22 protein-coding genes, 1 tRNA gene and 2 pseudogenes are annotated in these 21,471 nt (G+C 57.2%); 20 read left to right on the forward strand and 5 right to left on the reverse strand.

What is annotated here, in order from left to right; translation table 11 throughout:
- The first annotated feature begins 9 nt into the window (after positions 1-9).
- The 13 genes and pseudogenes from CARG_RS10150 (at position 10) to CARG_RS02020 (ending at position 14,077) form a co-directional block, all read left to right on the forward strand.
- Entirely contained in the window at positions 10-147 is a 138-nt protein-coding gene (locus CARG_RS10150) for a hypothetical protein (protein WP_020975713.1), read from the forward strand.
- A 366-nt stretch (positions 148-513) separates the two neighbouring features.
- Positions 514-1,470 (forward strand): DUF418 domain-containing protein, encoded by a 957-nt coding sequence (locus tag CARG_RS01970; protein WP_041746901.1) that lies wholly within the window; start codon positions 514-516, stop codon positions 1,468-1,470.
- A gap of 2 nt (positions 1,471-1,472) precedes the next feature.
- Positions 1,473-2,483: a trypsin-like serine protease gene (locus CARG_RS01975; protein ID WP_020975715.1), complete on the forward strand. Its 1,011-nt coding sequence runs from the start codon at positions 1,473-1,475 to the stop codon at positions 2,481-2,483.
- 129 nt (positions 2,484-2,612) lie between these two features.
- Positions 2,613-3,050, forward strand: a complete 438-nt coding sequence (locus tag CARG_RS01980) for a hypothetical protein (protein WP_144198468.1) — start codon at positions 2,613-2,615, stop codon at positions 3,048-3,050.
- Positions 3,051-3,177: 127 nt separating this feature from the next.
- Positions 3,178-3,630, forward strand: a complete 453-nt coding sequence (locus CARG_RS01985; protein ID WP_052331887.1) for a type IIL restriction-modification enzyme MmeI — start codon at positions 3,178-3,180, stop codon at positions 3,628-3,630.
- Between the two features lie 56 nt (positions 3,631-3,686).
- Positions 3,687-4,400, forward strand: coding sequence for a type IIL restriction-modification enzyme MmeI (locus CARG_RS01990; RefSeq protein WP_236620149.1), 714 nt, complete (start codon positions 3,687-3,689; stop codon positions 4,398-4,400).
- Between the two features lie 11 nt (positions 4,401-4,411).
- Positions 4,412-4,837: a hypothetical protein gene (locus CARG_RS01995; RefSeq protein WP_144198470.1), complete on the forward strand. Its 426-nt coding sequence runs from the start codon at positions 4,412-4,414 to the stop codon at positions 4,835-4,837.
- A 157-nt stretch (positions 4,838-4,994) separates the two neighbouring features.
- Positions 4,995-7,592: a type I restriction-modification system subunit M gene (locus CARG_RS02000; protein WP_020975718.1), complete on the forward strand. Its 2,598-nt coding sequence runs from the start codon at positions 4,995-4,997 to the stop codon at positions 7,590-7,592.
- Entirely contained in the window at positions 7,585-8,790 is a 1,206-nt protein-coding gene (locus CARG_RS10155) for a restriction endonuclease subunit S (protein WP_020975719.1), read from the forward strand. Before CARG_RS02000 ends, CARG_RS10155 begins: the two co-directional genes overlap by 8 nt.
- A 9-nt stretch (positions 8,791-8,799) precedes the next feature.
- A complete protein-coding gene (locus CARG_RS02010) occupies positions 8,800-11,991 on the forward strand; it encodes a type I restriction endonuclease subunit R (RefSeq protein WP_020975720.1) in 3,192 nt (1,063 codons plus the stop codon).
- A 2-nt stretch (positions 11,992-11,993) separates the two neighbouring features.
- Positions 11,994-12,566, forward strand: a complete 573-nt coding sequence (locus CARG_RS02015; protein WP_020975721.1) for a recombinase family protein — start codon at positions 11,994-11,996, stop codon at positions 12,564-12,566.
- Between the two features lie 66 nt (positions 12,567-12,632).
- Positions 12,633-12,974: pseudogene (locus CARG_RS10625) on the forward strand (DUF4192 family protein); the annotation flags it as partial.
- A gap of 128 nt (positions 12,975-13,102) precedes the next feature.
- Positions 13,103-14,077 carry a type IIL restriction-modification enzyme MmeI gene (locus tag CARG_RS02020; RefSeq protein WP_236620150.1) on the forward strand — a complete coding sequence of 325 codons (975 nt, stop codon included), beginning with the start codon at positions 13,103-13,105 and terminating at the stop codon, positions 14,075-14,077.
- A 54-nt stretch (positions 14,078-14,131) separates the two neighbouring features.
- Here CARG_RS02020 and CARG_RS02025 read toward each other — a convergent pair whose 3' ends face one another.
- From CARG_RS02025 to CARG_RS02040, 5 genes and pseudogenes are all read right to left on the reverse strand, one after another.
- On the reverse strand, positions 14,132-14,434 hold the full coding sequence (locus CARG_RS02025; RefSeq protein WP_020975723.1) for a hypothetical protein: 303 nt from the start codon (positions 14,432-14,434) through the stop codon (positions 14,132-14,134).
- Complete coding sequence (locus tag CARG_RS10685) at positions 14,431-14,610, reverse strand: helix-turn-helix domain-containing protein (protein ID WP_268869939.1); 180 nt, start codon at positions 14,608-14,610, stop codon at positions 14,431-14,433. The genes CARG_RS02025 and CARG_RS10685 overlap by 4 nt, the downstream gene beginning before the upstream one ends.
- A pseudogene (locus tag CARG_RS10690) lies at positions 14,593-14,940 on the reverse strand (recombinase family protein); the annotation flags it as partial. The gene CARG_RS10685 and the pseudogene CARG_RS10690, both read right to left, overlap by 18 nt.
- Positions 14,941-15,018: 78 nt before the next feature.
- Positions 15,019-15,201: a hypothetical protein gene (locus CARG_RS02035; RefSeq protein ID WP_041746903.1), complete on the reverse strand. Its 183-nt coding sequence runs from the start codon at positions 15,199-15,201 to the stop codon at positions 15,019-15,021.
- Positions 15,202-15,244: 43 nt separating this feature from the next.
- Positions 15,245-15,318 (reverse strand) — tRNA-Met (locus CARG_RS02040).
- Positions 15,319-15,563: 245 nt separating this feature from the next.
- On the opposite strand from CARG_RS02040, the gene CARG_RS10160 reads away from it, so the two are divergent.
- The 7 genes from CARG_RS10160 (at position 15,564) to CARG_RS02070 (ending at position 21,394) form a co-directional block, all read left to right on the forward strand.
- Positions 15,564-15,707: a hypothetical protein gene (locus CARG_RS10160; protein WP_169733187.1), complete on the forward strand. Its 144-nt coding sequence runs from the start codon at positions 15,564-15,566 to the stop codon at positions 15,705-15,707.
- 161 nt (positions 15,708-15,868) lie between these two features.
- A complete protein-coding gene (locus CARG_RS10165; RefSeq protein WP_020975726.1) occupies positions 15,869-16,033 on the forward strand; it encodes a hypothetical protein in 165 nt (54 codons plus the stop codon).
- A 273-nt stretch (positions 16,034-16,306) separates the two neighbouring features.
- A complete protein-coding gene (locus tag CARG_RS02050) occupies positions 16,307-17,830 on the forward strand; it encodes a methylmalonyl-CoA carboxytransferase subunit 5S (protein WP_020975727.1) in 1,524 nt (507 codons plus the stop codon).
- A 34-nt stretch (positions 17,831-17,864) separates the two neighbouring features.
- Positions 17,865-19,421, forward strand: a complete 1,557-nt coding sequence (locus tag CARG_RS02055) for an acyl-CoA carboxylase subunit beta (protein WP_020975728.1) — start codon at positions 17,865-17,867, stop codon at positions 19,419-19,421.
- Between the two features lie 12 nt (positions 19,422-19,433).
- Entirely contained in the window at positions 19,434-19,694 is a 261-nt protein-coding gene (locus tag CARG_RS02060) for a hypothetical protein (RefSeq protein ID WP_041747287.1), read from the forward strand.
- 17 nt (positions 19,695-19,711) lie between these two features.
- Complete coding sequence (locus CARG_RS02065; protein ID WP_020975730.1) at positions 19,712-20,077, forward strand: biotin/lipoyl-containing protein; 366 nt, start codon at positions 19,712-19,714, stop codon at positions 20,075-20,077.
- A gap of 186 nt (positions 20,078-20,263) precedes the next feature.
- The gene (locus CARG_RS02070) at positions 20,264-21,394 is read left to right on the forward strand and encodes a S1 family peptidase (RefSeq protein ID WP_020975731.1); all 1,131 of its coding nucleotides are present in this window, start codon (positions 20,264-20,266) and stop codon (positions 21,392-21,394) included.
- Positions 21,395-21,471: the final 77 nt, after the last annotated feature.

The following is a 21,471-nucleotide window of genomic DNA, read 5'->3' on the forward strand; positions in this document are numbered from 1 at the left end:
GGTGATCCCGTGGCTGCGCTAGATGATCCTGTGGTGTCGGACGTGGCCGATGCAGTTGACACTGCCGATGTAACTGGCACGGCTGACGCTGCTGACGCAGTGGACGCTGCGGACGTGGATGGTGCTGACGAACTCCGGTCACCATGATCAGTCTGAAGACACTGGATCATCGCCCGGACCTTGTACAACGAGACTTCCATGCACAAGCACCAAGCGACTTCACGAAGCATTGGACTACGCCACCCCACAAGAAGTAGAAACCGAGTATTATCTCACCCAGCCCATCAACACAGGGCTGTAAAAGAAGCGGAACTAAACCCAGGACGCTTCATAGCTTCCCAGAGAAAACACAGACGAAACACTGTGTTTTACACATAATCACTTAATGTATTGCCAGATTCGGTTCCTACAGTTAGGAAGTCGTTTTGATTAAAACGTTTATAAGGCGTTTATAGGGAGTACCTTTTTCCAAATAATACCTCTCGATAAGTTGTAGTAAAGGAGAAAACTGGGGTGAATAAACCTTCACGAATTGTGGGGCTTGACATAGCGCGCTCACTCGCCATCATCGGCATGATCATTGTTCATATGGCCTCACTACTTTGGAGTACAAAGGTTGTGCTCTCCGGCCTGCCTTCATCATTGTTCGCCATTATTGCCGGCGCCACCATGATGATTATCGGCCGAAATTACAGCAGCACCACTTTCTTGCGCCTCATCACTCGCGGCGCTCTGATTATTCTCATCGGCCTGGCCTTGTTGCCGGTCGGTGGAGAAGTTCAAGTAGTCCTCGCTGTCATGGGTCTGGTAATGATGTTGGTTTCCTGGATGCCAGCACTCGGAACATGGTGGCGAGTCGGTTTCTTCATCGCCGCAACTATCACCGCAACAATTAAGTACGCGCCCATGACGCTGCCACAGATTTATCCGCTACTGGCGTGGATCGCATATTTCATCGGCGGCATGCTGCTTTACGACGTCTACCTACGCGGTCGTCTGCAAGGCACTTCCGCCTCCGAGACCAGCGCTAATACTCGGTTGAGTTGGATTGTTACCGCTGTCAGCGTTGTCATCACAGCCGTCGGCATGTACTTCCGATTTGATCCCGGGATTGCTGGCTGGCTCCGATTTACCGGACATACCGGTGTCTTCGGCGAAATCATTCTCTCCGTCGCCGTTGCCGCTATTGTGCTGCATTTGTGCCTGTTCGTAGGCGACCGTTTCCCGACCGCGGTTTACCCATTCGCGGCCATGGGAACAATGTCGCTGACCATTTACGTCCTGCACGTTCTCACCGCGTTTTATTGGCAGCAGAATGTGGCTTTGCATTCCACGTTGTCCGCAGCAGGATTCATCGTATTCTTCCTCGTCATCGCAAGTCTTTGGAAGAAGTTTGTGGGACAGGGCCCGGCTGAAAAGCTCGTTGCCACCGCGATCAAGGCCATTGTTCCTTCTGGGAAAGGGAAATAACCGTGAAGAAAGCATCTTTTTCCATCACAGCACTTGTTAGCAGCATCCTGCTTCTATCTGCCGCCCCGGCTTTTGCATTGGAAAACGGCGAACCCGCACCTGCAAATGTTGAAAGCGGTTCTGTGACCGCGCTAAAGATTGGCAAAGTCGGCACTTTTGGTGACTGCACTGGAACGCTTGTTGCAGATCAGTGGGTGCTCACAGCACGCCACTGCCTGGAGTCTGTGAACAACGAAGGAACCCAGGCCCGCATCGGCGGGAAGGTCTACGATGCCGATTCTTGGGCACTGTCTCCAGTGTCCGATGCAGGATTACTTCACTTGACCGAGAAGGTCACTGACGCAACCCCGGCGAAGGTTTCCCGCGATATCCCGGTACCTGGGCAGACGGGAACTCTTTACGGTTGGAGCAGCAGCTCGTCGATGGCCCGATCCGGACAGCTTCCGATGGCCAAGATGGTCGTCAATGAGCTGCTGGGCGGAGGTCCCGATGAAGGAACTCCAGGTGAGGTTGCGCTTGGTGAAGCTACTCCAGGTGAGGTTGCGCCTGGTGAAGCCACTCCAGGTGAGGCTGTTCCGGGTGAATCCCAATCCGTGTCCATCCCCGTGGGAACGGAAAGCATCCCAGCCGACGCTGCCATGATGCCGATGATCGAAAGCGCCATCCTGGACGCACATTCGGTCTCCGGTGCAGGTATGCAGGGCGGCGACTCTGGTGGACCATTCTTCGTCGATGGAAAGCTTGCCGGGCTTGCTACCGCCGGAACTTCCAATGGCGATCCTGACCTGCCCTCGCCCAGCGCGGCAATCACTACCCTCGCAGGCACCGCCGACTGGATTGACGGTGTCACCTCTGGTCGCGACACAGAAAGCGTCCTAACCGCAGAGAACACTCCCGCTCCACCAAAGACCATTCAGACCAGCGCCGATCACATGTGGGGCTACCTCGCCATCGCGTGCGTTGGCCTGGTTGTCGCAGCAGCCTGGTCGCGCATTAGGAATGGCCGACAGTAGAACCGTCTAACCTCAACCACTACATCTTGCGGTGCCTAATCCACTCCGGACAACTACAGGACAAAATCAACGCACTCTAAAACCGGAAGGGCCAGCAAAGCTGGGCCGACAAACCATAAGTTAGTGAGCATGGCAAAGAGAACAACGAAACGACAGCAAGCACGAGAACTAGCAATGCAGGCGCTCGCAGAACGACTGGCAAATCAGGAAAAAGTTAAAGCCGCCACCCAGCGCGCGTTCATCGCACAAACCGAGCTCGAAGCCGTGCGCGCCCGATTCGCAGCCGCTCTTCAGGAGCTCGACCAGCTCGGCGAAGCACACACCTGGCTGCGTGAGTCCTTCGGTCTCACGGCCTCCGAACTTCGCCAGCTGCTCGCCCTCGACACTGACAGCATCCACGACGAGGACGACGCCGAAGACCAGCTCGACGGCGACGAGGACACCACCACCTCCGACATCAACGAGAACGCGGAAGGGGAGGGCAACCGAGACGACCAGGAGCTCGACGGCGAAAATTCTCCCGCCCCCGGCAACGACGAGCGACGCGATAAGCACGACAAGAACTAGGCAGGCACAACTTCCCCCTGAACCACCGCCCACCCGTGGCCGCCTCGCAGCTGTGCGAGGCGGCCACCTTTTATTCAACCGCCGCTAACAAGCCGATCAGACACCCGCGTACCAGTATGGTGAGAACATGATTTCCTCGACCCCCATCAGACTTGACCGCAACGAAATCAAGCACAATCTCGACGAATTCAGAGTGCATTGGCGGCAACGTCTGGATACCTGGAAAGAACACAATGAAGGGGCGATCGAGAAGAAATACGCTCAATCATTCTGGGCAGACTTTCTCGCCTGCTTCGGCATCTCAGCAACACGCATGGATCTGTTCGAACAAGATGCCCGCCGTGGTTCCACGGGCAACACCGGCTACATTGACCTCTTCTGGCCATCCGTCGTAATTGGTGAAGCCAAGTCTCCCGGGGTGAACCTAGACGAAGCTGTCGGCCAGGCGCGCGACTACCTCCAAGGCGGCTCCGTATCCGCCACCGAGCAACCCCGGTACATCCTCGCCAGCGACTTCGAAAACTTTCGTCTTCTGCGACTAGGCTCCCCAGACCAACGATTCGACGTCCTTTCGGCTTAGGTGAAGTCGCGGACAACGTCGATCTACTCCGCTTCTTAGCCGGTTACGACGACTCCATGAGCCGCGAGGAAGAAGAAGCCGCATCGCTAAAAGCCTCCAAAGTTATGGCCAACCTTTTTACAGCTGTGGCAGGCGACGAGGTGGACGGGGGCGTAGCCGATGAGGCCCCAATCAATCCCGAAGATGAGGACGAAGAAGTACAGCGCACCTCTATGTTCCTGACGCGCCTACTGTTCCTCCTATTCGGTGACGATGCAGGACTGTGGGAACAGGATCTCTTTTACCGCTTCGTACTCGACCACACTACAAGCGAAAACCTAGGCAGCCAGATCGACGCACTGTTCGATGTTCTCAACACCCCCGAGAACAAACGCAGGCGTGTTCCCGACTCGATGGCCGCGTTCCCATACGTCAATGGTTCGCTGTTCGACAGGGCAGGTGAAACACGCACGACAACATTCTTTAGCCCCGAGATGCGCCACGCCCTGATTGATGCGTGCCGCTTCCGGTGGACCGACATTTCCTCAGCGATCTTCGGCAGCCTTTTCCAACTCGTTAAGTCGAAAGAAGCACGTAGAAGCGATGGCGAACATTACACCTCCGAGGCAAACATCATGAAGACTCTAGGCCCGCTGTTCCTAGACGAACTTCGAGCCAAAGCAGACCAGTTGATTGCTAGAACAACCGGCAGTAGGAAGAAACTGAGAAGATCGGGAAGTGGCACACTGCTCTTGGTTCTGAAGAAGTTGATGATCTTGTCTCGCAGGTGATCATCGCCCGCATGTCGAAGCCCGACGCTCTTGAAGTGCTGCGTAGTGCTCTGACCCCCGAAGACGACACGCTCAGTGAGCGTATGCAGTCTCTCTTCCAGGATCGCACTGCCTTGCTGGCTCGCCGCGAGGCGCTAGAAGAGTCCGTCATCGATGGTGAGCTTGACACGTCAACATTCGCTCGTGTTGAGAAAAAGATCGCCTCGCAGCTTGCCAAGATCGACGAGGAACTTCAGAAAATCACTGAAACACTCGGCGCTGATCCGTTGGCCACTGAATTGACGGAGGATGTCATCTTTGCTGAATGGTGGGAGAGTGCCAGTGTTGAAGACAGGAGACGCCTCACTCGCTTACTCATGGAGATTCATATTCTCCCCGGCAAGCAAGGTGCTAGAAAATTCGACCCGAACCGCGTCAAAATCACATGGAAAACCTAACCCCATAGTGTGTCACAAACGTTAATTGTTGAGTTATGATACAGACAACATTTTGATTAACGTTTGTGACACACTCGCACCTGCACTTTTGGGCTTCCCATCCCTGTGTCCCGCGAATGTGTCACAACCGACCGATATTGAACAAAGGAACTAGCCCGTGAACAAACAGGAACTCGCCTCCCGTATCTGGGAGTCGGCCAACAATATGCGCTCCAAGATTGAGGCCAATGAGTACAAGGATTACATCCTTGGCTTCATCTTCTATAAGTTCCTCTCCGACCAGGTCGAGCAGTTCCTGCTGCGCAACGATGCGGAGCCGGAGGACCTGCCTGACGCTCTGGTTGAGACGGACACCGACACTGTATCCCTGGTGCGCAACAACTTGGGCTACTTCCTCACCTACGAGAACCTGTACTCCACGTGGCGGGACATGGGCAACGATTTCTCCATCGCGCACGTGCGTGAAGGGCTAGCCACGTTCAAGCGCAACATTGCTCCAGAGCGCAAGCATGTCTTCGAAGACATCTTCAACACCCTTGAGACCGGCCTGTCGAAGCTGGGCACCACCGATACTGCACGAACCGCTGCCATCAAAAAGCTACTGGAGCTTATCGATGACATCCCCACCGACGGCAAGCAGGGCTATGACGTGCTCGGCTACATTTACGAGTACCTCATCGAGAAGTTCGCGGCCAACGCAGGTAAGAAGGCAGGCGAGTTCTACACGCCTCATGAAGTGTCGCTCATCATGAGCAACATCGTCGCCGACCACCTCAAGGGCCGCGAGGAGATTCAAATCTATGACCCGACCTCTGGCTCTGGCTCCCTGCTACTCAATATCGGCCAGGCCGTTGCCAAGCGCATGGGCGACCCAAGCCGCATCAAGTATTTTGCCCAGGAGCTGCGCGAGAACACGTACAACCTCACGCGAATGAATCTGGTCATGCGTGGCGTGAAGGCTGACAATATTGTCGCTCGCAACGGTGACAGCCTGGCTCATGACTGGCCAATGTTCGACGAGTCCGACCCGGTGCAGACCTACCAGCCGTTGTACGTGGACGCGGTTGTCTCAAACCCGCCGTATTCCCAGAAGTGGGAGCCGGAAGGTAACGAGGCTGACCCGCGCTTCTCACGGTTTGGTCTGGCGCCCAAGAACAAGGCTGACTACGCCTTCCTGCTGCATGAGCTGTTCCACGTCAAGCCCGACGGTATTCTCACCATCGTCTTGCCGCACGGCGTATTGTTCCGTGGTGGCTCTGAGGCGGAGATTCGACGCAACCTCATCGAGGCCAACCACATCGATGCCGTCATCGGCCTGCCCTCCAACATCTTCTACGGCACAGGAATTGCCACCATCATCCTGGTGCTCAAGCAGGATCGTGACCGTGACGACGTGCTGTTCATCGATGCCTCCCAAGGCTTCGTTAAGCAGGGCAAGTACAACCACCTGCGTGCCCGTGACATCCAACGAATCGTTGACACCGTGCACAACCGCGAGGACGTGCCACACTTCGCCAAGGTCGTGACCCGCGACGAGATTCGCGCCAATGACCACAACCTCAACATCCCACGCTACGTGTCTGCGACTCTGCCGCCGGAGGCTGTCGACCTGTACGCCACCATGCATGGCGGTATTCCAGTGTCGGAGATTGACACCCTGGAGCACTACTGGACTGCGCTGCCGGGACTGCGTGAGGCACTATTCACCGAGCACGCCAACGGCTACGCGGAGCTGAACACCACTAACCTCCGTGAGGCTGTCGATCAGCACCCTGCAGCTCAGGCACTGCGCGACCAGGTCAATGCAGCACTATCTGACCTGCCAGAGAAGCTGCACGCGCTGCTTGTGGACAGCTCCGCCACCGTGCCACTCAACACCACAGAAGACCAGCTCAAGACTGACCTATTCGACCGACTCGACCCTGTACCGCTGGTTGATGCCTACGAGGGCTACCAGGTTCTCCACGACAGCTGGATCAACACTGCTGCTGACCTAGAGGTCATCCAGACCGAAGGCCTAGATGCCGTGCGGGTCAACGACCCTGTCATGGAGATGAAGACCCGCAAGGGTAAGAAGGAAGAAGTCCAGGTCGGCTGGGAGGGGCGTATCGCCCCCAATGAGTTGGTGCAGGAACTCTACCTACCGCAGCTCAAAGACCAAGTAACCCAGCTGAGCCGTGAACTAGACACAGCAGTATCAGAGCTGACGCAGCTCATCGAAGGCTTAAGTGAAGACGACAAGACCGACCTGGCCGAGGTACTCAACGAGAAGCAGGATGCTTTCGCTACTGCTGCGCTGAAGAAGGCCATTAAGGAGCTGCCGAAACTACCTAAGGGTCAGGCCTGGCCGGAAGGCAGTGTCGAGACTGTCATGCTCAGCGCCAAGGCGCTCATCGAGCAGCGCGACACACTCAAGAAGGACCTTAAGGTTGCGCAGCAGCAGCTTGAGGCAGACACCTACGCCACCATCGAAGCGCTGACTGACGTGCAGGTAGATGAAGTGCTCACCGCCAAGTGGATCACTGCACTCATGGATGACTTGCGTGACATCCCAGGTCACGTGCTTGCAGGCCTCGCCGGTCGTGTCCAGGCGCTGCACGACAAGTACGCGGTCGCGCTCACGGACCTCGACGTGCAGATTCGCGAGACGGAACAGGAACTCGCTAGCCTGCTCAGTGGCCTCACCGGCAATGCCGCCGATATGCAGGCTGTAACGGCACTGCAGGAGCTGCTGGGCGGTGGTCGTAATGCCTAAGCAGAACGTACCCGCACTGCGGCTGGAGGGGTTCAGCGGTGAGTGGGAATTGAAAGCCATCGGAGAGCTGTTTGCGGAGCGAAACGAATCTTTTCCTGAAGGAGAACTGCTTTCGGTAACCCTGCGGAATGGGATAAAGCGGTTCCAGGAAATCGGCCGACACAATACATCAAACGAAGATAAATCTAAGTACAAGCTTGTCGAAGTAGGAGACATTGCCTATAACTCTATGCGTATGTGGCAAGGTGCCAGTGGAGTCTCGCCTTGGAAGGGGATCGTAAGTCCTGCGTACACGGTCCTGAAGCCTGTCGGGAGCCAAGATACCCCGTTCTTTGCCTATTACTTCAAGACTCCTTTCATGATCCAAGTGTTTCAGCTCAATTCTCAGGGACTCACATCAGACACTTGGAATCTCAAATACCCTGCATTGAGCGCCATTGACATCTGTCGTCCTCAAGACATCGAAGAACAGCAGGCCATCGGCGCCATCTTCACCAACCTCGACGCAGCCATCAACCAGCACACACTCAAGCACAAGGCGCTGCAGCAGTCCAAGACGGCGCTCATGCAGCGCATGTTCCCGCAGGAGGGCCAGACGGTGCCCGAGCTGCGGCTGGAGGGATTCGACGGTGAGTGGGAAGAAAAGAGGTTGGTGGACGAAGTTTCGTTTTTCAGCGGTCTAACCTATACCCCGAGCGATGTTGTAGAGCACGACGGCACCTTGGTGCTTCGCTCCAGTAACGTACAGGATGGTGTTATTGCCACTAAAGATTGTGTCTACGTGCGTACCGATGCTGTCAATGTACAAAACGTGCGCAAGAACGACATCATTATGGTTGTTCGCAATGGTTCAAGGTCCTTGATTGGCAAACACGCTGTAGTTCAAAAACCGATGCCTTCGACCGTTATCGGCGCGTTCATGACTGGAATTCGTTCAGATCAGCCGTGGTTTATCAATGCCCTTTTTGACACCGGACTCTTCAAGTATGAGGTGGATAAATCCATGGGTGCGACTATCAATCAAATCACGGGCGGGATGTTTGCAGGCATGAGCTTCTTCTTCCCACCCACCCTCGAAGAACAGCAGGCCATCGGCGCTATCTTCACCAAGCTCGATGCCCTTATCGCCGCCGAGGCTCAGTACATCAAGTCCCTCTCGCAGGCTAAGACGGCGCTGCTGCAACGGATGTTCATCTAAGGAGCTGGCATGACCACACCATTTCGCTGCGAGGCTGAGTTCGAGGCGGCGCTCATCGACTTGCTCACCCGCCACGGCTGGAGCGATGAGCTACTGCGCTACCCGACGGAGCAACAGCTCATCGACAACTGGGCCAACATTCTCTTCGCCAACAACCGGGGCCGTGACCTGCTCGGTGATGTACCGCTCACCGAGGGCGAGATGGCGCAAATCATCGAGCAGATCAACGTGCTGCGCACGCCGTTGGCTCTCAACGAGTTCATCAACGGTCGCACAGTCACCATCACCCGTGATGCGCCGCAGGCCCACAACTTCGGCGTCGAAATCAGCCTGAAAATCTACGACCGTCTGGAGATTGCCGGTGGCCAGTCGCGCTATCAGATTGCCGTCCAGCCTCGTTTCAAGACCGCTGATGAGCTGCTGCCGAAACGACGCGGCGACCTCATGCTGCTCATCAACGGTATGCCGGTCTTCCACATCGAGTTGAAGCGCACGGGCGTGCCTGTCTCGCAAGGCGCCAACCAGGTAGCTAAGTACGCCCACGAGGGTGTTTACCAGGGCATCTTCTCTCTGGTGCAAATCTTTGTGGCGATGACCCCGGAGGAAACACTCTACTTCGCCAACCCAGGGTCAGCTAAGTTCAACCCGGACTACTTCTTTCACTGGGCGGATTTCAACAACGAGCCGGTCAACCAGTGGGGCGATGTGGCACGAGCACTGCTGTCTATTCCGATGGCGCACCAGCTCATTGGTTTCTACACTGTCGCTGACCGGGCCTCCGGCAACCTGCTGGCGATGCGTTCCTACCAGTACTACGCAGCCTCTCGTATCGCTGACCGTGTGGACCGTCATGACTGGGACAGCGGTGACCAACTCGGCGGTTATGTCTGGCACACCACCGGCTCTGGCAAGACGATTACCAGCTTCAAGACCGCGCAGCTTATCGCAGACTCCCACAACGCCGACAAGGTAGTGTTCCTCCTTGACCGTGTGGAGCTGGGCACTCAGTCGTTGGAGAACTACGAAAGCTACGGTGGCGACAGCATCGCCGTGGAAGATACCTCCAGTGCCGCCACGTTGATAACGCTGCTCAAGAACAAGCGTTCCACTCTCATTGTGACTTCCCTGCACAAGATGAGCAGGGTTAATGCTGATTCCGTCAAGAAAGCCGACCTGGACATCATCCGGTCCAAGCGTGTGGTGTTCATCGTCGATGAGGCACACCGCACCACCTTTGGTGACATGCTCGCCACCATTAAGCGCACTTTGCCGAACGCGCTGTTCTTTGGGTTCACCGGCACGCCCATCCACGACGAGAACCAGAAGAAGCACTCCACCACGACCACGCTGTTTGGCAATGAGCTGCACCGCTATTCAATTGCCGACGGTATTCGCGACGGTAACGTCCTCGGCTTCGACCCGGAGATGGTGGAAACCTTCCGGGAGCATGATGTGCGCACTGTGGTTGCTCTCCGGGAGGCCAAGGCTAAGTCCGTGAACGAGGCTCTGGCGGACCCCAAGAAGGCGGCTGTCTACTACAAGTTTATGGACAAGGACCAGGTCCCGATGGCCTCGGTGTACGAGACAGACACCGACAGTGGTACCAAGCGTGTCGCCAAGGGTATCGAAGACTACCTGCCTATCACTCAGTACCGTCACGACAACCACCGCCAGGCGGTTGCCAGCGACATCAACAAGCACTGGGCGCAGTTGAGTCGGGGCAGTATGTTCCATGCCATCCTGGCGACCTCCAGCATCCCTGAAGCAGTGGAGTACTACCGCATCTTCAAGGCGCAGTACCCGCACATTAAGGTCACGGCGCTGTTTGACCCTAATATCGACAACACTGGTGACAGCCAGCTGTTCAAGGAAGACGGTCTGCTGGAGATTCTGCGCGACTACAACGCCGCCTATGGCCAGCACTTCACCATGCCGACTCACGATGAGTTTAAGAAGGATGTTTCCAAGCGCCTGGCCCACAAGGCGCCCTACAACACCAAGGCCTTCCTCGATGATCGTAGCCAGCACATCGACCTACTCATCGTGGTGGATCAGATGCTCACCGGCTTCGACTCCAAGTGGCTGAACACCCTCTACATGGACAAGGTTATCGAATACGAGTCCATTATCCAGGCCTTTTCACGCACCAACCGCATCTTCGGCCCGGAAAAGCCGTTCGGTTCCATCCGCTACTACCGCAAGCCACACACGATGAAGAACAACATCGACCGTGCGGTGAAGTTGTATTCAGGTGACAAGCCCTTCGGCCTGTTCGTGGACCACCTCGACGAGCACCTTAAGGCCATCAACGAATGTTTTGACATCATTACAGCCCTGTTCACTGACCCGGCGACCGGCCAGACTGACTTCTCGAAGCTACCCGATTCTGAGGCTGACCAGGGTGAGTTCGCCAAGACCTTCAATCGGATGTACCGCGAACTCCAGGCAGCACAGGTGCAGGGCTTTACCTGGGAGAAGGACACCTACTACTTCGATGCACTCCCTGAGCCTATCGTGGTAACGCTCACCGAGGACGTCTTCACCACATTGCTCACCCGTTACAAGGAACTTGGCAAAGAGGGAGGCGATCCAACTGACCCGCCCGGTGGGACAGATGACGCGCCCTTCGATATTGACGTGCACATTACACACATCGACACCGACCGCATCGATGCCGAGTACCTCAACAGCAAGTTTGAGAAGTACCTCAAGGCACTCCAGGACGGCGTGGCAGAGCACATGCTCGATGATCTGCTGGAGCAGCTACATGATAGTTTCGCCCGCCTGAGCCAAGACGACCAGCGCTACGCTAACCGTTGGCTGCATGATCTCCAGGCAGGCGACGTGGCCCTGCAACCGGGCAAGACAGTGCAGGACTACATCAACGAGTACCGCATCACCGAGCGTGACCGGCAGCTGGCACGCCTTCATGAGCGACTGGGGCTAGATACGGGACTATTGCGCCGAATACTCGACAGCCGTGTTACGGCAGCAACCATCAACGAGTACGGGCGTTTCGATGACCTCAAGGCATCCATTGACCTCGACTTGGCTACCGCCTACTTCACCGAGGTCACCGGCGCACCAGTGTCGAAGTTCAAGGTTCGTGCAATGCTGGACAAGCTCCTGCGCACCTACATCATCGATGGCGTGCTGCCTGCTTACCTCACGGTAGCCGAGGAAGAGCTGGCAGGTGAGTAAGCATGTTGATCGGCTATTGTCGTGTGTCCACGGCCCGCCAAACTGAGTCTCTCGACACTCAGCGTGACGCCCTCGTCGATGCAGGCTGCGACCCGAACCGCATTTACCAGGACGTGATCTCTGGCACTAAGTGGTCGCGGCCAGGCCTTGATGATGCCTTGAACTACATGCGTCCCAATGACACCCTCGTCGTGACCAGGCTTGATCGTCTTGGCCGTAGTCTCGTCGAAGTCGTCACCACTATCGCTGATCTGGCGGAGCGCGACATCAATGTGCGCGTCCTGGAGCCAGCGCTAGACACTGGCCGACCTGCAGACAAGGTCATCATCAACGTGATGGCGGCCCTGGCTGAGTGGGAGCGTGATCTCCTGATCCAACGCACCAAGGAGGGTGTGGCGCACGCACGAGCCAACGGGCGCGTTGGCGGCCGGAAGCCGAAGTTGACCCCTGATCAGGAGTCCAAGGCCGTGAAGCTCGTCGAATCAGGCGACACGATCAGCTCAGTGGCTAAGGCTTTTGGGGTCTCACGTGCGACCATCTCCAGGGTGCTAAGTCGGCATAGGGGGGCGTCCTAATCTTCGCGGCATAGCCGCTTCGGACAGATGACTGAACCATCCGTCACTGTGTCGAAAGGCCCTGTCATGCCCAGCTCTACTTCGCTCGCGTCCCCTGCCCGTCTGATCGCCGAAATCCCCGCCATCCTGGGGTTTCACCCCGCCAATTCTGCAATCTTCCTACTCCTGCGTCAGGTAGAAACCAACACTATGTCCCTAGGTCCTGTGCTGCGAATGGATGCTGGTGATGCCGAATCTCTGCCTCAGTTCACCAAGTGCATCAACTCCTTTGCCGCAGACATCGTGTTCGCGGTTGTCTCTTCCGAGAAATCCCATCACGCGTTCGTTTCTGACATCGTTCAGTCTGGCATCGACAACCTCGACATCGTTTGGCACGTGCGCGGTGTCTCCGAAGATGAACCCTATACGGCTCTATGGACTGACCAGCACGACTTTTCGGCCCTATCTTTGCTGCTGGCTGGAGAATTCGGTTCGCTCACAGAACATTCTCATGGGATTCAGAAGCGCCGGGTAAAGCTGCAGTACATTGCGTCATTGTGGGATTTGACCGACTCTATAGTCCACGTCCACGACTTTGGGACTACACCGACATCAAGGGCGACCCCACTGAAATTTCGGTGGAACGGGCAATAAATGCATACCTTGTTGACGGCCCGAATGTTCTTGTCTCCAAACGGTCGGTTCCTCTCTCGGCTTCTCTGCCAGAAGTCAACTACGGATCGAAAGCATCTGATGGCGGGTACTTGGTGGTGCGAGAATCTGAGTATGCGGAAGTTCTCAAGGATCCAATTGCAGCAAAATATGTCCGTCCTTACATCGGCTCCGACGAATTGATAAACGGAAAGGATCGATGGTGTCTTTGGCTGGTAGACGTTGAACCGAGAGATCTTTCCAAGTCTGCGTTATTGAGGGAGAGAATCGCCGGAGTTCGGGCCGAGAGGGCAAAGTCGAAGGCAAAAACGACACGCGAATATCCGCACCATCACCTATTCCGTCAGATTGGACTTATATCAGATCAGCCCATCGTTGGTTTGCCGGAGGTAAGCTCGTCAAACCGTCGATACCTGCCGGTTGCCGAGCTAGATCCAGGAGTCGTTATTTCGAACAAGGTGTATGGTGCTGTTGACCCGGATGGCTTTTTGTTTGCGGTTGCGTCTTCGTCAATGTTTATCACCTGGATGAAGACCGTCGGTGGGCGGTTGAAGTCGGATGTAAGTTTCTCAAGCACTATTACGTGGAATAATTTTGCCTTGCCCGAATTGGACCAACCAGTTCGCCAGCGAATCATTGACGCTGGCAAGAAAGTCTTGGCGGCGCGAGACCTGCATCCCGAACGCTCGCTTGCAGAGCACTATAATCCATTCGCAATGGACCCTGCGCTAATTAATGCATACGATGCCCTAGACAAGGAGGTCGACAAGGCAATGGGCGCGCGGCGTAAATTGACGACTGAGCGGCAACGGCAAGAACTGCTGTTCGAGAACTATGCTCGAATGACTCAAAACGCATAAGAGAGTGGGGCAGGAACGCTGTTGTTCCTGCCCCATGCCACGTCACCAAGTGATCTAGTATCCCTCGTAGCCCTCGGGGGAGTTCACATCGGAAAGCATCTGGTTAAGCGCCTCTTGCGGTGAGTTCACTAGATTCGCCGAGGTTGGCTGGGCTTCCTGTTCGTCCACAAATTGGCGGGCTGTGCCAGCGAGCACTCCGCCGAGAGCACCAATGGCCACTAGCGAAATTGCCAAACCAACAATCGGGAGAACGCTGCGGACAAGACCGGCGATGATGCCGGTCTCGCGCACCTTGGTAATGAGGATGCCCGCTGCACCCGGCCAGAATAGGTATCCCAGGATATTCAAGAAAGTCATGAGTTCTCCTCCCTCGCTAGTGCACGGTAAACGGTACTGCGGCTTACGCCGTATTCCTTTGCTAATTTGGTCGGCCTGGCGCCGGCTCTTGCTCGCTCACGAATTGAGTCAGCCTGTTCGCGGGTGAGTACCCGTTGTCGGCCCTTGTATTTCCCGGCCTTTTTTGCCAGGGCGATACCCTCGGCCTGGCGCTCACGGAATATAGCCCGCTCGAATTCAGCGAAGGATCCAAGCACTCCCAACAGCAGGGTAGACCGGGGGTCCGAGACGCCTGGAGAAAAAGTCAGTCCCTCGCTCAAGAATTCGACGGCTGCTCCTTTGCCGGTGATCTCGTCGATCAATCCACGAAGATCAACTAGTGAGCGCGCGAGGCGGTCAATCGATGCCACTTTGAGAGTGTCACCGTCTCGCAGGTACGCGATGCAGGCTTCAAGTCCAGGGCGCGTGGCTCGGCTACGCGCTGAGAGCTCGTCGACGAACTCTCGGTCTACCAGCCCGATGGTCTCACGCTGGCGGGCGAGATTCTGCTGACACCCCTCAAGCCGATGTTACTCAATGAGGCGATCGGCGCAAAGGTGAATGAACTACTTTTCTTGAACCGCGTAACCAAGAAAGCTCTCGGCGAAGAACTTGGCATCACAGGTCCAGGCGTTAGTCGCAAGATCTATGGCCAAACTGCTTGGTCGGTCGAGGAGCTCTATGCGGTCGCCGATTTCTTTGGAGTAGACGTAGTCGACCTTCTCCCCAAGAAGGTCGATGCAATGCAAGAAACCCCCGATTCGTTTTCACGAACCGAGGGTTCTAATTTAGTAGCGGGGGCAGGATTCGAACCTACGACCTCTGGGTTATGAGCCCAGCGAGCTACCGAGCTGCTCCACCCCGCGTCGGGTGCCACGTTATTCACCACGTTGTTGTGCTAACCGGATGTACCGATTGGCAACAGAGAAGAACTCTACAACACCGCATCCTTCTGTGGCAAATTGGCAGTTGAAACCTGCTCGGGTATCGGTCGGAGTGGGGTAGGGTTCGCGAACACTCCACACAGAAGTAGAGGGTGTCCTACCCTGTGGTGGGGGTGTTTGATGGACTGTTTAGGGTGTGTTTGGCTAGCACCCTTTACCGTAGTGACATGCACAGTCGCGATACTCTCGGCTGGCGCCAGCGCCACAAAGCTCTGACCCAGCTTGTTCACCCCGATCTTGCGCAGGCCAACCTGGATACGCCCCAAGGCTTTGCGAAGGCTTCCTGCTCCACAATGGATCTTCAGATGTAGAGGTCCTCCTGGCAGCTTTGGCCGAGAGTTTGAACGCTTATGTTAGTTCCGGGGAAGGCAAGCTTCTTCTTGCTGACGCCGCGGTGACTACCTATGCGCTGTGCCGAAGCGCTGCCGGCACCGCGGGGTGAGTAGCCTGATGATTGGAAGGGGCTGCGACTTTGCCCAATGATGAGCACCGCAGAGCGTTCCTGGCTACGGTGTGGTCGCTGCTCAATGGCCCCGTGTTGTCTGCTGATATTCGGCAGGGGTTGGTGCGGGGGCTCAAGAGTGCTTTTGACGACGATTCCGATGCCTTGATTGATTCCGAAGTGAGGGCCTTGTAAGCATCTCGGTAAGGGGCGCCTGGCACTGGTGTGTGGTTTGCCACTGATGCCGGGCGCGGCGTGATTACGTGATCTACCCCCATCGTTAACCCCGCCGGTTGAACAGTGTTGCCTAAACACCTCGATGATGTGGACTTTTGCCCGAACGGGCGGCGGGTGTGGCGCTGCCCCTCATTGGGGTGTGGGAAATTCTGTCCGTTCGGACTGTGTACCTAAAAAGTGATCTAAATCGTCACACTCCATCGTGTGGGAGGAAGGTCTACTTTTGAGAGTATGAGCCCGCAAACATCGGATAAACCGAACACATCACGAAAGATTGGTGTCACGGAAGTCGCCCTGCGCGACGCTCACCAGTCGCTCATGGCTACTCGCATGGCCATGGAGGACATGGTTGGGGCCTGTGAGGACCTCGACAAGGCTGGTTTCTGGAGTGTCGAGTGCTGGGGTGGCGCCACCTTTGACGCCTGCATCCGCTTCCTCAACGAGGACCCGTGGGAGCGCCTGCGCACTTTCCGCAAGCTGATGCCGAATTCTCGCCTGCAGATGCTGCTGCGTGGCCAGAACCTTTTGGGTTACCGCCACTACGAGGACATGGTGGTTGATAAGTTCGTCGAGAAGTCCGCGGAGAACGGCATGGACGTTTTCCGTGTATTCGACGCACTGAATGACCCCCGTAACCTCGAGCACGCTATGGCTGCGGTCAAGAACGTCGGCAAGCACGCGCAAGGTACCATCTGCTACACCACCTCACCGCTTCATGACGTCGAGGGATACATCAAGCAGGCAGGGCGCCTGTTGGACATGGGTGCAGATTCTATTGCCCTGAAGGACATGGCTGCCCTGCTTAAGCCGCAGCCTGCATACGACATCATCCGCGGAATCAAGGAAACCTATGGCGAGGACACGCAGATCAATGTGCACTGCCACTCGACCACTGGCGTGACCTTGGTGACCTTGATGAAGGCTATTGAGGCAGGCGCGGACGTAGTTGACTCCGCGATTTCCTCGATGTCTTTGGGGCCGGGGCACAACCCGACTGAATCCTTGGTGGAAATGCTGGAGGGTACCGGCTACACCACCGATCTGGATATGGAGCGGCTGATCAACATCCGCGATCACTTCAAGCAGGTTCGCCCGAAGTACGAGGAGTTCGAGTCCGCCACCTTGGTGGACACCAACATCTTCCTCTCCCAGATCCCCGGCGGCATGTTGTCCAACATGGAATCCCAGCTGAAGGCCCAGGGGGCGGGCGACCGTATCGACGAGGTCATGCAGGAGGTGCCGCGTGTTCGTAAGGACGCCGGTTACCCGCCGCTGGTGACGCCCTCCTCCCAGATCGTTGGCACCCAGGCTGTGTTCAACGTGCTGATGGGACGCTACAAGGTGATGACCGCCGAGTTTGCCGACCTCATGCTCGGTTACTACGGCGAGTGCATCGGCGAGCGCGACCCTGAGCTGATCAAGCAAGCTGAAGAGCAGACCAAGAAGCAGCCGATCACGTGCCGCCCTGCGGACTTGCTCGACCCGGAGTGGGATCAGTTGCGCACCGAGGCCGAGGGGTTGGAAGGCTTCGACGGTAGCGACGAAGACGTGCTCACCAATGCATTGTTCCCGGGTGTCGCGCCGGGATTCTTCAAGACCCGCAGTGAGGGCCCGAAGAACGTCGGCAAGACTGCCGAACAGTTGAAGCGTGAGCAGGACGCCGCGTCGGGTGCAGCGAATGCGGTGCGCGAGCCGATCCAGTACAAGGTCACCGTTGGTGGCCGTTCCCAGACCGTCAAGGTGGAGCCGGCCTAGTCCGGCACCGTATAACCCCCTAGGAGTTCGAAAAATGACTACAGAACCCACAATGGAGGAGCGCCTCGACGCTCTGGCCAAGGCGAAGCACGACGTTGAGCTAGGCGGTGGTGAGGCGAAGCTCGATAAGCAACGCTCAAAAGGGAAGATGACAGCCCGAGAGCGCATCGAAGCGCTTGTTGATGCCGGTACTTTCCAGGAAACCGGAATGTTCGCCAAGCACCGCACCACCCACTTCGGAATGGATAAGGCTGTTGCTCCCGCCGATGGTGTGGTCACCGGTTCCGGCGCTGTGTTTGGTCGCCCCGTGCACATTGCTTCCCAGGACTTTACCGTCATGGGTGGCTCCGCGGGTGAGACCCAGTCCAACAAGGTAGCCGCCATGATGCAGGCTTCTGCCACCACGGGTACGCCGTTTGTGTTCATCAACGATTCTGGTGGAGCCCGCGTGCAGGAGGGCATTGATTCCCTCTCTGGTTACGGCAAGGTGTTCTACAACAATGTGTTGCTGTCCGGCCTGGTGCCCCAGGTGTCTATCATCGCTGGCCCCTGCGCAGGTGGCGCGGCATATTCCCCCGCGTTGACCGACTTCATCATCCAAACACGCAAGGCTCAGATGTTTATTACTGGCCCCGGCGTGATCAAGTCTGTGACCGGTGAGGACGTCACCGCAGAGCAGTTGGGTGGAGCAGATGCCCACATGGCGAAGGCCGGCAACATCCACTTCATCGCCGATGACGATGAGCAGGCCGTGCTCATTGCACAGAAGCTGTTGAGCTTCCTGCCGCAGAACAACACTGAAGAACCTCCGATCGTCGATCCTGAAGAAATCGTCGAGCCCGACCCAGCATTGCGTGACATTGTTCCGGTCGACGGCAAGAAGGGCTACGATGTCCGCGAAATCATCGCGCTCATCGTCGACCGCGGGGACTTCCTCGAAGTCAAGGCTGGCTTCGCACCAAATATTGTGACCGGTTTCGCCCGAGTGGTCGGCCGCACGGTCGGCGTCATCGCCAACCAGCCCAACGTGATGTCCGGTGTATTGGATATCAACTCTTCCGACAAGGGCAGCGAGTTCATCCGCTTCTGCAATGCCTTCAACATCCCACTGGTCACCCTCGTCGACGTGCCCGGTTTCATGCCGGGCGTGACCCAGGAACACGGCGGCATTATCCGACACGGCGCCAAGATGCTCTATGCGTACTCGGCTGCTTCCGTTCCGAAGATCACGGTCGTGCTGCGGAAGTCTTACGGTGGCGCATACCTAGCCATGTGCTCGAAGGACTTGGGCGCGGATAAGGTCTTCGCATGGCCGACCGCAGAGATCGCCGTCATGGGTGCCGAAGGTGCCGTCAACGTCGTTTTCCGCAAGGAGATCGAAGCAGCGGAGGATAAGGAAGCTAAGCGTGCCGAGCTAATCCAGCTGTACAAGGAGACCTTCTCAACTCCGTTCATGGCCGCCTCTCGCGGACTGGTCGACGACATCATTGACCCAGCGGATACTCGTCGCGAGATTGCGATGGCCCTGGAGCTTCTGGCGAACAAGCGCGTCTCGCGTCCCGCCAAGAAGCACGGACTCGGCCCGGTGTAAGGAGCGATGGCCATGTCAGAGATCACCAATGCACAATTACTGGAAAAGCTTGAAGCTGTGCAAGCCAGGCTCGCGGTCGTCGAGTCTGAGCTGCAGGAGCTCAAGCAGCGTTCCCAGCAAGAGATCCCGGAGGATGTCCTCCTTGCTATTTCGGCTGCCGTGTCCGCCTACCTAGGCAACAAGGGCAAGGTTAAAGCCGTTCACTTCAGCCGCCACCGCACGTGGGCAGCACAAGGCCGTCAGGCTGTGCAGACCCTGAGTCGCAAGCTCTAAACGTTTAAGGAACAACCATGAAACTTAAGGTGACCGTCAACGGTATTGCCTACTCCGTCGACGTCGAGGTGGAGGAAGAGACCCGCCAGCTCGGTTCGATTGTGTTCGGCTCTAGCCCGACCAACACTCCCGCAGCCCCGACGACCGCGTCCGTCCAGGGCGTGTCTGCAAACGCTATCGCAGCCCCCCTTGCGGGCTCCGTATCCAAGGTGCTTGTTGCAGAGGGCGACGCCATTGAGGCAGGTCAAGTCCTGCTCGTGCTGGAAGCCATGAAAATGGAAACGGAAATTACCGCGCCGAAGGCCGGCACCGTCGGTGCTATCCACGTGTCCGAGGGCGATGCGGTTCAAGGCGGACAGGGCCTCATTGAAATCGATGACTAACCCCGAAGCACCCCCCCAACTAGCCCCGACGTAGCCCCGGTGCGGCACCGACAGCATCCGGGTCTGGGCAAAAACAACAGGTCGGCGCACTCTCACGAGGCTGCGCCGACCTGTTGTCATTTCGTGACATTCGTGGCCCGCGCGCCGAGGATTGTCACACCTAATGCGCTGGCACAATGGGGTGCTATGCCGTCCTTTTCTCTACGCCCCGCCATCACCGTGTTGGGGGCTTGCCTTCTCGTGTCCCTGCCCGCCACCTCAGCCTTTGCCGATGAAGCCCCGGCCGACGCGGCGTCGCCAATTATTCCCAACAACACCGCGAACACTGTCGTAAATACTGACGCCGCGGTAGCTGCCGGCACGGTCGTGGAAACTGCCCTGCCCAGTAACTTCTTCACGGCGACCCCGGTCGACGCATTGTTTAACGACATCAATCGGCAGGTTGGTCAGCAGGTTGCGGACGCTAATGCGCAGCTGAAGGCTGCAACGGAACAGTTCAATGCGCAGTTCGGCACCCAGGTTGTGGCCCCCAGCATTCAGGCCCCGGTGCTGCCGGTCGCCGAGCCCGCGAAGCTTAACGGGCCGGACTACACCTGGACTACTGATCCCCACGCACAGCTGATGGCGATGAAGCCCGGCGCCGTGCTTCACCGTGTCGAGGGCAGCATGTTCCACGCCCCGGATATCCCGCAAGAATCCCTTGACGCGGAAGCGCAAGGCTATTCCCTCTATGGTCCCGGAACCCCGATCTATGTGGGCGAAAAGGGTTTCTGCACACTCGCCTTCGCAGGTTATGACGCCGCGGGAAACAAGGTTGGCGTGACCGCTGCGCACTGCGGCCAGGTGGGGGAGAAAGTCCTGTCGGCTGACTCCTACAACCTGGGGCCCAGTGGGCAGATCGTCGCCCGAGTGCCGGAAAAGGACTATGCGCTGATCCGCTTCGACGACAACGCCAAGATCACGGGCACCTACAACGGCGTGCACGTCTCTGAGGTCGGCGGCGCCCCATTGGCGCCGGGCGAGGTTGTCGCCAAGCATGGTGTCGCAACCGGCACCACCTACGGGGTCAGTCTGAGCAACGCAGAAGGCTTGAACATTTCCCAGCTGTGCGCCATGAATGGTGACTCTGGTGCGCCGCTGTTGCAGGGCAGCAAGGTTGTTGGCATGGTCTCCGGTGGGCTGATCCCCGGAGCGCCCTGCACCACCCCATGGCAAGGTCCGCTGTTCTCCCCGACCTTGTCCACGCGCATCGACCGAGTGGTCGCCGACTTGGATGCCCGCCAAGGCATTGGCGCGGGATTCACCCCCGCAGCGTAGCCAGGTGCAGCGCGTTCGTTACGCGTAGTACCGCATGTGCCGCCGTCGTCCAGAATGTGGACAGCGGCGGCACAACT

The sequence above is a fragment of the Corynebacterium argentoratense DSM 44202 genome (assembly GCF_000590555.1).
Lineage (GTDB): Bacteria > Actinomycetota > Actinomycetes > Mycobacteriales > Mycobacteriaceae > Corynebacterium > Corynebacterium argentoratense.